This window comes from Geodermatophilus sp. SYSU D01036 (assembly GCF_054050435.1).
On record NZ_JBJGZJ010000020.1, the window covers coordinates 19792 to 32085 of the forward strand.

Here is a 12294-nt window from a genome sequence, read left to right on the forward strand (position 1 = left end):
CCGACCCGCGGCGGGCCCGCACTGCGTCAGGGTCGCGGCCGACGGCGTGCTGCCGGCGGGGGATCGAGAGGAGCCCTGATGTGCATCCGGTGCGAGATCAACGACCTGGTGACCGACGGTGCCTGGGACCGGCTGGCCGACCTCGTGGACGACCTGCGCCACGGCCGCCGGACGTACACCCCGGGGGAGGACCTGCACGTGCTGGACCCTGCCGAGGACGAGGGCGTGGCGATCCCGATCGTGCCGGACCGGGACCCGCCCGAGATCGGCGACCTCTGGGGAGGTCCCGGCGGTCGGACGTTCCGCTGGGACGGGTCGGTGTGGGGTTCCTCCGAGCCGCCGCCCTGAGCGGACCGACCGATCCGGGGCACCTGACCGACTCGCGTGAGGCGTGCGCGATCTGGGGCGGTCAGTCCGTGACGTGGTCCGAGGGAGGTCCGCACGAGTGGAGAGCTGCTGCTCCCGCTGCTGAGCGCTCGGCGCGCCCAGCTGACGACAACGACGAGTGCGCACGCACAGACGCCGGCGGCTCGTGACCCACGTGGGCCATGGGCTCGGATCGCGGCTCGGTAGGCCGTCCCACCAGGCGGTTCGTGCCGACGGCGTGACCCACTGGTGACCCACGCAGCGGAGAACCGGGGTCCTGACAGGGTTCCGAGTGGAGCGGGTGACGGGAATCGAACCCGCATGGCTGGCTTGGAAGGCGGGATCTCGTGACCTCGTCTGCGCCGCTCAGCGGCCTGTTAGGGCCTCCGCGCGAGCGCTCGTGACCCAGATATGACCCAGGGCTTCGGCGTGACCCACCGTGTCTCGGCCTGCTGGTCGTCCCGGTCCGGATCGTCGTCCGATGACTCGTTGGCTGCATCTAGCATGGCGTCGAGGGCACGGGCGATCACGGCGTCGCGGTCGTCAGCGGCGTGTTGGTACAGCAGAGCGGCGGCGGGGGAGGAGTGGCCGAGCCGGCGCATGAGCTCCTCGGTCGTCGCGCCGGTGGCCGCGGCCATGAGCTACGAGATCGACGAGCCGGAGATCCCCAGCGCCGTGGCGGTGATCTGACCCCCGGCTGGCCTCTCGGTGGGCCAACGTTGCCCCGTCGGGCGTGGCGCCCGGCAAGGGTCGTCGGCCGGAGATGTCCGCGCAGGCCGAGGGCGGCGCGGGGCGCACAGCCCTGGGGAGTCGTTGCCTCGGGCTGTCAGGAGAAGCCGCCGGATCCGCGGCGGGGAGGATGAGCCAGCCAGGCTCAGGTGGTGGCCGGCGGCCGAACGGCGATGATCACGGCGGCGATGGCGAGGGCCAGCAGCAGGAGCAACAGCAGCAGCGGCGCAAGCAGGGCGATCAGCACCAGCCCCACGATCACCAGGATCTTCGTCGGGGTGCTCAGCGCGGCGAACCAGGCCTTGATCGCCGCGAGCACGGGGTTGTGGCCGGTCAGGACTGCGCGCAGGGCGGCCCACGCGGCCCGCCGGGTTCCGCCGCCGCGGCCGGCGAGGCCGTGCAGGGCCGCGGCGATCCGGGATGACCACCGACGGACCATGCGCCGGACTGCCCGCGCCGGACGAGCGCCGAGCCCGTCCAGCGCGGCACGGGCGCGGCGCAGCTCCGCCGAGAGGATCGTGCCGATGCCGCGAGACTGCCGAGTGGTGCCCGTGCGACGGGGGGCGGGGCGGGGGTGCGGCTGTGGCCGGCCGGTGCTCGGCGTGCGGCCGTCGGTGCGGCCACCGTCGTGGGTGGAAGCCGGTCCGCCGGATGCCCTGGCCTCGCGGCTCGCCTCGGGCCTGCCGCCGGTCAGATGGTCCTCGGCGCTCGCCGGGCGCCGTCGGCGCTCGGGAGGCGGCTGCGCCACGCGGGCGCCGGTGCCGGCATGTCGTTCGGTGACCGCACGAGCGTCCCGACCGTGCTCGGAATCACGACGGTTCGGCCCAGCCCGATCAGCACTGGTGGCCGGCCGCGTGGCTGCGGCCGTGCCGGTCCGCGACGAGCTGGCGGTCCGCGTGGCACGAGTGGGGCTGCGCTGTGAACTGGTGGCCCGCGACGCCGCACGACGCTCCGGGGCCGCACGACGCTCCTGAGCCATACCGCGACTCCTCCGCTGTGAAGCGAGAACCTGACCCGTCGCTGGTCCTCAGGGGTACCCACCCGCGGGGCCACGGCAATCCTCGTGGTGCGGGCGTGGCGGCTCTGCCCCGTCCGGCGCCGCTCCGCCCCGGGGTCGGCCACGGGCGCCAACGCGAAGACCTGCTGCTCCCGCTGCCGGGCGCTCGGCGCGCCCAGCTGAAGACAACGAGCAGTGCGCACGCACAGACGCCAGCGGCTCGTGACCCACGTGGGTCATGGGCTCGGATCGCGGTCTGGTAGGCCGTTCCGCCAGGCGGTTCAAGCGGACGGCGTGACCCATTCATGACCCACGCAGCGGAAAAGAGGGGTGCTGAAAGGGTTCGAACGGACCCTTCGGAGGCTCCTCCAGAGCTTCTCCAGGGGGCCTGACAGTTCGGTTGACCTGCGGAAACGCGTGGAGCGGGTGACGGGAATCGAACCCGCATGGCCAGCTTGGAAGGCTTGAAGCCCCAGGCGCCATGTTTGCTGGTCAGCGCCCAGGCCAGGCGCATGCCGTGCCTTCCGCGTGCCTCAGTGCCAATGGCCGGCCGGAGCAGCGGCGTCTCGCTGTCGCTCGCTCAGCGGCGGATCGACAGCTGCGGTCGGCGGCGCCCTTGCTGCCCACGCCGGCCAGAGGAGCTAGTCCCTGGCCCGTCGGGGGCGGCTCACCGGGCCGGTCGTGGCCGGGACGGTGGCTGATAGCCAGTTCCGCGAGGGTGTTCGCGTGGGTGCGCCTCCACCGAGACAGCGTCAGTCTGCACAGTCGACCGCGACGGCGAGGGCTTCGCAGATCTGCCAACCGCATGTCGGCCAACCGTCCGAGCCGCTCAACGAGGACCACGACAGAGACGGTCTCGACCGGATCCATGTTGACCACGCAGCTGTTGGGCGCCGGGTCCTCACCCGGTTCAAGGCCGACTTCACTGACGAGGCCGTAGATCGTGGTGGTGAATGGTGCCACGAGCGCGCGCCAGGGTCGTGGGATCACTGCGGCGCGGGAGAGGACTACGACCGGACTGTCCTACAAACGCCTAGCCCTGCGCTATGACCGCACCGCCACGACGGTCACTGCGCTGGTCCGCCTGGCGGTCACCCTCATCTGCGCCCGACGCCTACCGACGAACTAATGCAACGTCTTCTTAGTGAACCCGAGGCCGAGCACGGGGTCGGAGCACCGCCCCGCCGGTTGGTGCGGCTCGACGGCGCTGACCTCCGATCGATCTTCAGCGCTCGCACTTACAGTCGCAGAATGACCTTCGAGGACCTGGACCCCGACCTGCTGTGGGAGCCGATGTGGGTTGGGCGACCCGCTGGTACGCATTTCTCAGCCGGTGGCACCAGCCCGCTCGCGCGTTCTGACGACACGAACAAGCTGGAGACACAGGCGGTCTTCGGGGGTCTCGTGGACGAGGACGAGGGTGACTCCGGCCTTCTCAAGGTGGTCGTCAGCCTCGGCGTCGGCGTCCTGCTGACCGTCGGTGGTCTCAAGGGGGTGCCGAGCCTCACGAGCTGGTGGAAGAACCGCGGGGCAACGGCGGCCGAGCCCGCGCGAGCGGTAGCAAGTGGCGACGAAGCCGTCACGTCTGTAGCGCCCTCGATGTCGGTCGCGGCGTTCGCGAGCGAGGTCGAGGTCGCCCTCGAAGGGCATCGGACGAAGATGAGCAGTGCGGAGGCGCAGCGCCGCATTGTGGAGATCATGCTGGCGGCCGCCGTCATCGCCGAGAACGTCAGGGCACTCTCGGGCGCTCAGCTCGAGGACGATGCTCACTCGAAACTGCGGAACGCCCTTGGCGAACTGGCGGCTCCGGACGTCGTGGACTACGTGAACCGAGCGCTCGCGGCAGACTCTTCCCTGCTCGATGACCGGACGTCGGGTCGTGTCGTGGAGCTCTTCGGGGGAGGGCGAACCGTCGACGGGCAGTACGTGCCGTTGTGCAACGACAGGGTCGCCGAGGTACTCAGGTTGCCACGGGCTGCCTGATTACCCAGCCAAAGCTCCGGCCCCGTGCGTGGGCAAGGACGGCCGCACCGGCGGTCCTCCGTACGACGTTCGCGACCGGCCTGAGCTTCCCCTTTCGGCTCTTGGAACTCCAAGAGCTCGCTGCGGAGCTGGAGTCCGCGCGGGCACTGCGTGGACCCCGGTGTGGCCGGGCTTCGTCTGCCTCTATTGAGGCGGGTCCCGCCTCAACGCGCCGCGTTCGGGCACTCTGAAGGACTTCATATCCATGGCGTCCCACCGCTCGGGGAGGGGCGTCGCGGTGAGACCAGGAACGGTGATTCTGCGTTCACGCGTGACCAACTGGAGGCCGCGGTCGAGCCTTGGGCGGCCAGGGCCTGACGCTGCACCGAACCCTGCAGGGATGACGTCCGGAGGGCTCTCGGCGGCGACCAGGGCGGCGTCGGCACGCGTGTCGACGCCGGGACAGGGCGCTCGTCCCGTCGCTGACACGGTCAACGGGTGCGCCACTCGCAGTACCGGTCACCGAAGCGGAGGATGCTCGCAGATCGATCCCCTCCGTTCTTGCCGTACTTCTCCGCTGGTCAGCTGGCTACAGGCCGCCGGTCGTGCTTCCGGCTGCCTCAAGGGTCGAGCGGCCGGTCGGTGGTGTGCGGGCGCCGGCGGTCAGGATTCCCGAGTTCGAGCGTACGGACCCTGTCTGTCGCACCCCTACAGGTAGCGCACCTCGCGTGGATCCATCGTCGTGGTCATGATCAGCCAGCGATCGAAGTCGGCGACATCCTCAAAGCCATCGTCGTTGGTTCGGATTGTCTGCACGTCGACGTACCAGTCCCACTTGGCCGCGCTGTGGATGCAAACCGGATCGTCCTCGGGGATCCAGGCGTCGCGGTTCTCTTCACACTCGGCACAGTCGTCGTCCCAGTTCGTGCCGTGCTCGTCGCATTCGATTAGGTCCCGGTAGCTCCAGTCGCCGGGCGTGGTGAGGTTCCCCACCGGCGGCCACGACAGCTCGACCCAGTCCCCCGGCTCGAGGAAGCGCAGGTAGCTGGCGAGGTACCGGCGTAGCGCGTTGACTCGGTGGGCCGTGTTCCACCTCATGGTCGGCTCTACCGCGCGGTCCTCCGGAGGCTCGATCAGCGTCCAGGTGTCGTCGTCCCGCGACCAGGCGTCAGTGTTGCCGCCGTTCGCTTCGTCGACCTCCGGTGGCCCGGGGTGCTCCTCGTCGGCGGATAGGAACTCCGCCCAGAGGACCTTCGGCAGGCTGGCGTGCATTGAGCGGGTCACGCGTGCGTCGGGTTCGGCGGGCGTGGCCCACAGTCCGGTCGGCATGGCGTCGCCGATGTCGGTGATCGCTACGTTGATCCGCGCTCCCAGCTCCTCGGAGACGACCCGGCCGCGCAAGAGGCGGTTCAGAAGCTGCCCCGTGGCGCCGCCTGCTTCGGCATACTCCGCGAGCTCGACCGCAGCGGGCAGATCGAGCCCGCACCGGATGCCGTCGAGAACCGCGGCCGGGGGCAGGACCAGAAGCCGGGCAAGCAGCTCGCCGGCCCGGGATGCGTCGAAGGAACCTGCCGTTGCGACGAGGTCCAAAGCGGACGTGCCCCATCCCGCCTGCTTCAGCTCCCCGATGACGGGGATGTCGCCGACGGTGGGCCGCACGCCGAGTTCGACCCACGCCTCGATGAGCCAGGGTGCGACACCGTGGCGGGTGGCGACCGCCGCTGCGACTGGGAGGTCAGCGAGCGGCACGGGAAGGTCACACCAACGCGCCGCCTGCTCGAACGGCAGCTCGGTCAGGCTCCACGCCAGGGCCCACACCAACGCCTCGGGGATCGTTTCCGTGGGTCGACGTGCTGCCTCGGCGGCGAGCAGCTGCTGGCAGCCTTGCGCGATCTCGCCGCTCATGCCCGCGGCTGACCACCGCACCACCGAAGTCGAGGCCCGCGAGTCGGAGGTCATGCCGCGACCCCCGCTGGGAGGATCTCGGCCTGCTGCATCACCAGGACGATCTCCAACTCCTGCTTGTCCGGCGGGGTAGCGGTACTTCGTGGGCGCCGCCGGATGTGCCCGCGCAGGGACGCCCGCACCCGTTCCTTCTTGTCCCGGTCGACCGTCGCGTTACGCCGGATGATGCCGACGAGATCGTGAGCGATCCTAGACCGTCCCGCGCCGGCACTTCTGGAGGCTTCTGTTCGCCGGGGGGATGGGAGCCATGGCGGTACCGCGTGCCCCCGAGCGCATGTCTCGGGACACCAGGTGAACGATGTCCCACGACACCGCGGTCGCGCGGGTGACAGGAATCGAACCCGCACAGTCAGCCTGGAAGGCAAAGGCTTCTCACGCTTCTCCAGGCCTTTCAGAAGCTACTCGCCCGGCGCTGTGCCTTCTAATGCCTCAGCATCACGAGATCCCCTCATCGCAGGACCTCGACGGCTCGGGCCGGATCGGTTCGGCGGCATCGACGCTCTCCACTTCGTGGGGTCGACGTGCACCATGTATGTGCCGTGGGTAATGCTCGCGTCGCCTCCCGCAGCGACGCCGGACCAGTCGGATGATCGCTCACTCCGTCGCTTCGAATGCTGTAGGGCCGGTCTGCAGATCATGGCTCGCCGGCCTTCAGCGGACGACGCGTCGCGCAGCAGAAGCTGGGTGGGCGGGCGGCGGCGGTGCGCTGCCGCTTCGGCTAAGAAGGACGGGACAGCGACCACGGGGGAGTGGATGGCATACCGAGACGCGGCGTCGGACATCCCGGGGGCGCCTGGCCTGCAGCTTGTCTGGCTGAGCCCGCCGCAGTGGCCGGCGTGTCCTGCAGGGTTCCGGCCGCCGGTCGGGTGGACGCCAGAGTTGGCCTGGCCGGACATGCCGCCCGGCTGGCAGTTCTGGCAGGTCACCGGGCCTACGGAGTTCACGGCGCCGTTCGCGGCGCCGCCCGCTCCGTTGCCGCAACAGCGGGACGACGAATCGCGCTTCCGGTGGGAAGTCGTGACGCCAGCCAACCAGTTGAAGACGTTGAACGAACTGGAGCGTGTCCTCTGCGGCAGTTTCGTCCGCTGGCGCCGAGACCACGCCAAGCCCGACGAGACGGCTGCCGAGCTAAACGTCGTCCTACCGGCGGACCATCCGGCCGTCCTGGCCCGCGATAGCAGCTTCGCGGCGTTGGTCGAAGCGGTCACAGCCGTGCGGGACGTTCTCGTTGAGGCCATCGAAGCGCGGCGCGACCCCGGTGAGCCCTACTTCGCTTGGCGGCGTGCCCAGGAAGTGCGCATGTCGACCTACTTCAACGCCTCCAAGGAGTGCAGCGCAGCCCAGTTCGCGGCGGTGCAGGCCTGGGCCGATCGGCTGCCTCCGGCCGAACGGCACCGCTTCTGGTGGGGCGACCGCGGCTCGGCCGGCGGCAATAGCCCGAGCCAGCCGACGGCCGGTGACTGGCAGCAAGCGGAGCGCCTGGCGGCGGCCGCCCTGCGGCAGTTTGGCTTCGCCGATGCCGCCGTGACGACCGCCGGTGCGGATGGTGGGTTGGACGTGGTGGCACGGTTCGCAGTGGCGCAGGTGAAGTACACCACCAAGCCGGTCGGCCGGCCGGTGCTGCAGCAGCTGCAAGGAGCTGCTGGCGGGCGGGCGGCCGTCTGCTTTGCCTACGCCGGCTACTCGGCTCAGGCATCGGCGTTCGCGGACGAGCACCAAATTGCCCTATTCACGGTGCGGCTGCCCCGCACGGTGCGGCCGGTGAATCGAGCAGCGCGCACCATGGCGCTCAAGGAGTAGCGGGTCGACGGGCGGCGCTGTGGAGTAAAGGCATTCCGGACCACGGTGTGGTCTGTCGCCTGAAGGCTCGGCTGCTTGCGCGGGACGCCGTTCGTATCGAGGAGGCGCAGGACATTTCTTCGGCTGTAGTAGGTGTCTTGCAGAACCCGTCCGTGACGGACTCCCGCGGCGGTACGCCTAGCCAGACGCTGGTCGGGCCGAGTCCGCACCTTCCAATTGCTTCAGTGCTGCGCTCATGGCGGCGGCGAGGGCGGCATCTCGTTCTTGTTCAGCGCGCTGGTAGCGCAGCGCCGCGGCGGGGGAGGCGTGCCCGAGCCGGTGCATCAGCTCCCGAGTGGTGGCTCCATGCCGGGCGGCGATGGTGGCGCCCCAGCCGCGCAGGTCGTGCAGATGAGAGCCGGCTGGGAGTCCGGCTGCCTCCGCGGCTGGAGCCCACACCTGTGAGGAGAAGTTGTTGCGCCGGACTGGTCCGCCCTTCGGCCCCACAAAGATCAGCCCTTGCGCACCTGGCTGGGCGTACATCGCAAGGTGGTGCTTCAGGTCGCCGATGATGTGCGGTGGGATGGCCACGGCGCGGCGGCCAGCGGCCGACTTCGGCGGGCCGTAGGAGCGTCCCTTCCCCACCACGTCGACAACGGCGCTCTTCACGCTCACCGTGCCTGCCTCAAGGTCAAGGTTCTCCCGGCGTAGGGCGGACAGCTCACCGATGCGGAGGCCCGTCCAGGCAGCCAGGAGGATCAACGCTCGCCACCGGTCCTCGACGGCATCGACCAGTGCCTGGATCTGTCCGAGCGTGAACATCGGCCGCTCGCTGGACCGTTCCTGCCCTGCCCCACGGATGGAGCAAGGGTTCCGAGCGATTAGGTTGTCGTCCACGGCCGTAGTGCAGATGGCACGCAGAAGCCGGTAGCACTTGGCCGCCGTGACCTGGCCCGGCCCGCTGGGGCCGCTGAGCCTGCCGTACCAAGCCCGGACGGTGGACGCCTCAAGCTGGCGGAGTGGCGTCGATCCCATGGCCGGCACGATGTGGTTCTTGAGCTGTGCCCGGGAGAGCTCAGCCGTGCGAGGCGCCAGCGGTCGGCCACCGACGAGGCGGGTCTCTACCCAGCGCTCGGCATAAGCCGCGAGCGTCTCCTTGCCTGCCTTCGGGTCGATCCAGCGGCCCGAGTCCATCTCGGTCTGCGTCTTGGCGAGCCACCGATCGCCGTCAGCTTTGGTTGCGAACGTGAACGGTGCCGTGACTTACCTGCCTGAGCCACCCCGGTAGCGGGCTTGGTAGCGCCCTGAGGGAAGCCTGCGAACCGTGCCCCACGCCCGTCGACCCATGACGACCTCCTAGCGCCTTCCGGTGCCGATGAGATTCGCGCTACTGCCAGCAGTGTCGATTGCGTCGACGCCGTTCAGCGCACGTTATTCCGCGGCCTTAGGCGGAGGACTTGACTTTCTCCGGGAGCCCTGCCGCCAGGCTATCCCTCGCTGACGACACGTCCGGCCTCGATGAAGTCGTCGAGGGTGGATCGCTGCAACCTGACGTACTTGCCGAGCTTGACGTAGGTGATCCGCCGTTGGGCGATCAGCCGGCGGACGAACCGCTCCCCGGTGCCCAGGTAGTCCCCGGCTTGGGCGACGGTCAGGAGCGGATCACTCTGATCGTCTAAGGCCACGCGTTTTGATGTCGTCGCGGTCATTGGGCGCCGACCTGCCGATTGGGGACGGGTCGTCCGCTGAGGCGGTAGCCGGTGTCAACGGCCGGGCGGCACGGCGGACGCCGCGGCCGGTGAGGGGCGGCAGGTCTCATGGCCGAGAGCCTCGGGCGGACGGCTCCGGTCAAACTGCAGTCCCGGGGACCCCGGCTCCGTGGTTCGCCGTGACGACTCATGCAGTCTCGATAGCCACGGCGTGGTTGCCGGCGTCGCCCAGCACACCGTCCTCCAGTTCGTCTCCAGCTTCTGGCGGCTCCGCCCATGCAACGACGCCCCGCGGTTCGCCGGCATCGACGCGGTGATCGTCGTGGAAGGCCATGCTGGTGCGGCCGGCCAGCTGCCAGGCGAGCCCGGTCACCAGCAGCGGGGAGCTCTGCAGGGGCGAGGATGAAGCGGGCACCCCGGCGAGGTTGGGTCCCGCGCCGACACCGAGGCGCTGCGCGGCCGCCGCGATCTGGCGCTGTCGCCGACAGAGTCCGCCAGGTCACCGCTCAGCCGCCCGTCCTCGGCGACCACCTGGCCGCGGCCGTCGACCGCTGGTCGCGTACCGGACGGCTCCACGCCCCCTGCCCGCGACCTGTCACGCATAGAAACCATGCCCGAGGACCGGATCGTGGTGGTGATCGCCGCACGACACGTACGAGCCAGCGGCGCCAACCTCGACCGCATCCGAGGAGTCGTCGACGGGGCCGCGGACCTGTCCACCAAACCGACCTATGCACTACACCGCGCCGTCAGCAACGGCCCGGCGGTGCGACCGCACCGGGCCGACCGGCGCAACCGGGAAGTGCGGGCACCAGGCGCAGCCGAGCGCCTGCTTGATCGCTCCTAGGCGATCTATCTCCATACCACCGCGATGAGGTCGCCGCAGCAGGTGGCGTCGGAAGCGCCGTCCCGATAGCCGATCTCTCTCCGGCGATGGCAAACGCAGGCTCATGAACGCGCGTCCCTGAAGGCGGCTTCAGAGCGCCTCCCTCAGGGATTCAATGAGTGCGTTCGAGAGCTTTATGCACCGTTGAAGCGCATCTAGATCGTCGATTGCTATGCCATGTAACAGTCGATTACGGCAGTCCACTAGGAAATCAATGTCCACAGGCGACAAGGCTAGTTCAATGCGCCCCTGGGCGTATTGGAGTAGTTGCCGCAGGGTTGCTGCCTTAGTCCTGCCGCCTCTCGCGGCTGGAGTGTTGAAGGTAGCGTTGGGAGAGGTTGCACGCAGGATTCGTTCCAGCTCAACGACAGCCAGAATCGCAGTACTCCTAAGGTCCCGTGGACTGGTGTCATCCGTAGACAACTCCTCATCTATCCGTGACTCTTCTGACCGAAGCTGGCCCGCGAGATGGGCGCCAAAGGCGTCCCAAGCCTCGAGATCGTGGGGCTCAGGTGGCGAGAGGACCTTGAAACCCAGTTTGCGCAACAGTTTCCCAACGACAAGTACATCGCCATGTCCAACGGCCGCTAGCGCCTTTTGCAGAAGCGGGTCAGTCGGTTGATCAGTATGCACGACAACCTGACCGGATATGCCTAGCAATGCGTCTGTCGACGCGACCCGATATCCGCTAGGATGAGTTACATCCTGCCTCGTGATAGGCAGTAGACCTTCGTCGGCAACCTTGGGAAATACGAAGTCGTCGTAAATTCCCATCATGCTGTCTGGGACTAGGAACAACACCGTGGAGTCAGTTCGACGCCCTGCGCGCAGTAGTGCGCGAACAGGCGCTGTAGCGCCTTGCAGGCGGGTCGGCAGATTAAGTTTCCAGTATTCGTAGAGTTCATCGAAGAGATTCGCTAGAACCCCGTACCCCGCGCGCCCGTGCGGAAGATTGATCACCCGCACACCTCTTCGGGAGAACCTATCCACCTTCGCTGGATCGGCGCCAACCTCAATGACATAAAGATCTAGCGACGCATTGCCGAGGCGACTGCGTATGATTGACAGCACCTGACGAAAGTCGGCGTCCTCGAGGCTGTACCCGATAAGCACCCCGGTCCTAACGATCAACTGGTGAGCCAGCCACGTCACGAACAATGGATTTCGGATGGCGAACTCATCATAATCCCGTTCGGTCAAGACAAGACTGCTCGGGTGATGCAGGTCGCCGTGCAATTTCAGCAGGGTTGGAGTGTCATACGGGTTGGACAAGCGCAGTTGTTGTTCCTCGGTAATCGCTAGTACGTCCCCATGGTGGGCTCGATAAGCGGATTCAAGGAGTTGCTCGACGTTCGTCGTGACGACGGCGTCGAACGGGATGTTGCAGAAAGCCTCGTGCACTCGGCCCGGAGACGCGTCTCGTACGCGAAGCGCCTTCATTACACGCTGGATGAGCTTCGCCCGGCCGTAGGCGTGCTCATAGGCGGACAGATTCTCGATTGGCGTGTCACCTATGTACTCCGGGGGCAGCTCCTTCTCGATCTCCTTCGCCAACCCCTTCCAGTCTGGAAGTCCTCCGGTGACGCCAGGCAGAACGGCATTTCGGCTCATGCCTGCACCGATGATGGGCAACCACCTGCCCGAGACAAGGTCATCGAGCAGCGGTCGCGGAAGATAACTGATGAGGGAACGGGGTGGCACCCATAAGTCGTAGCCGAGGGTGGGCCAACTGGCCACATGGTCGGCGGTCACGGCGTGTCGCCAGGTGGGCCATGGGCACGTCGGAGGGCAAACGTGAGGGCGCGGCCGCTCAGTCCCCCAATCAAGGTGAGGTCGTCTAGCTCGGTACCCATGGCGGCTGACAGGGCACACAAGGCGTTGTCCGCTAGTGGGCCGCTCTG

12 protein-coding genes and 1 pseudogene are annotated in these 12294 nt (G+C 68.2%); 5 read left to right on the plus strand and 8 right to left on the minus strand.

What is annotated here, in order from left to right:
• Window positions 1-78: 78 nt before the first annotated feature.
• Window positions 79-348, plus strand: coding sequence for a hypothetical protein (locus tag ACI8AR_RS17950; protein WP_457052205.1), 270 nt, complete (start codon window positions 79-81; stop codon window positions 346-348).
• 892 nt (window positions 349-1240) lie between these two features.
• On the opposite strand, the gene ACI8AR_RS17955 is transcribed toward ACI8AR_RS17950, so the two are convergent.
• On the minus strand, window positions 1241-1534 hold the full coding sequence (locus ACI8AR_RS17955; protein ID WP_457052206.1) for a hypothetical protein: 294 nt from the start codon (window positions 1532-1534) through the stop codon (window positions 1241-1243).
• A gap of 1050 nt (window positions 1535-2584) precedes the next feature.
• Window positions 2585-3082, minus strand: a complete 498-nt coding sequence (locus ACI8AR_RS17960; protein WP_457052207.1) for a hypothetical protein — start codon at window positions 3080-3082, stop codon at window positions 2585-2587.
• On the opposite strand from ACI8AR_RS17960, the pseudogene ACI8AR_RS17965 reads away from it, so the two are divergent.
• Both ACI8AR_RS17965 and ACI8AR_RS17970 read left to right on the plus strand, forming a co-directional pair.
• Window positions 3054-3221 (plus strand): annotated as a pseudogene (locus ACI8AR_RS17965) (IS5/IS1182 family transposase); the annotation flags it as partial. The gene ACI8AR_RS17960 and the pseudogene ACI8AR_RS17965 overlap by 29 nt on opposite strands.
• A gap of 122 nt (window positions 3222-3343) precedes the next feature.
• Complete coding sequence (locus tag ACI8AR_RS17970; RefSeq protein ID WP_457052208.1) at window positions 3344-4075, plus strand: hypothetical protein; 732 nt, start codon at window positions 3344-3346, stop codon at window positions 4073-4075.
• Window positions 4076-4762: 687 nt separating this feature from the next.
• On the opposite strand, the gene ACI8AR_RS17975 is transcribed toward ACI8AR_RS17970, so the two are convergent.
• Together ACI8AR_RS17975 and ACI8AR_RS17980 are read right to left on the minus strand one after the other, a co-directional pair.
• Entirely contained in the window at window positions 4763-6013 is a 1251-nt protein-coding gene (locus ACI8AR_RS17975) for a hypothetical protein (RefSeq protein ID WP_457052209.1), read from the minus strand.
• Window positions 6010-6366: a type I restriction enzyme endonuclease domain-containing protein gene (locus ACI8AR_RS17980; RefSeq protein WP_457052210.1), complete on the minus strand. Its 357-nt coding sequence runs from the start codon at window positions 6364-6366 to the stop codon at window positions 6010-6012. Before ACI8AR_RS17980 ends, ACI8AR_RS17975 begins: the two co-directional genes overlap by 4 nt.
• A gap of 532 nt (window positions 6367-6898) precedes the next feature.
• On the opposite strand from ACI8AR_RS17980, the gene ACI8AR_RS17985 reads away from it, so the two are divergent.
• Window positions 6899-7819 (plus strand): restriction endonuclease, encoded by a 921-nt coding sequence (locus ACI8AR_RS17985; protein ID WP_457052211.1) that lies wholly within the window; start codon window positions 6899-6901, stop codon window positions 7817-7819.
• Between the two features lie 177 nt (window positions 7820-7996).
• On the opposite strand, the gene ACI8AR_RS17990 is transcribed toward ACI8AR_RS17985, so the two are convergent.
• The 3 genes from ACI8AR_RS17990 to ACI8AR_RS18000 all read right to left on the minus strand — a co-directional run bounded on the left by ACI8AR_RS17990 (window position 7997) and on the right by ACI8AR_RS18000 (window position 9880).
• Window positions 7997-8992 (minus strand): site-specific integrase, encoded by a 996-nt coding sequence (locus tag ACI8AR_RS17990; RefSeq protein ID WP_457052212.1) that lies wholly within the window; start codon window positions 8990-8992, stop codon window positions 7997-7999.
• Between the two features lie 293 nt (window positions 8993-9285).
• Complete coding sequence (locus ACI8AR_RS17995) at window positions 9286-9483, minus strand: excisionase family DNA-binding protein (RefSeq protein WP_457052213.1); 198 nt, start codon at window positions 9481-9483, stop codon at window positions 9286-9288.
• Between the two features lie 211 nt (window positions 9484-9694).
• Window positions 9695-9880 carry a hypothetical protein gene (locus ACI8AR_RS18000; RefSeq protein ID WP_457052214.1) on the minus strand — a complete coding sequence of 62 codons (186 nt, stop codon included), beginning with the start codon at window positions 9878-9880 and terminating at the stop codon, window positions 9695-9697.
• Between the two features lie 237 nt (window positions 9881-10117).
• On the opposite strand from ACI8AR_RS18000, the gene ACI8AR_RS18005 reads away from it, so the two are divergent.
• On the plus strand, window positions 10118-10354 hold the full coding sequence (locus tag ACI8AR_RS18005) for a hypothetical protein (RefSeq protein ID WP_457052215.1): 237 nt from the start codon (window positions 10118-10120) through the stop codon (window positions 10352-10354).
• A gap of 129 nt (window positions 10355-10483) precedes the next feature.
• On the opposite strand, the gene ACI8AR_RS18010 is transcribed toward ACI8AR_RS18005, so the two are convergent.
• Window positions 10484-12145 carry an SIR2 family protein gene (locus ACI8AR_RS18010; RefSeq protein ID WP_457052216.1) on the minus strand — a complete coding sequence of 554 codons (1662 nt, stop codon included), beginning with the start codon at window positions 12143-12145 and terminating at the stop codon, window positions 10484-10486.
• Between the last annotated feature and the right edge of the window lie 149 nt (window positions 12146-12294).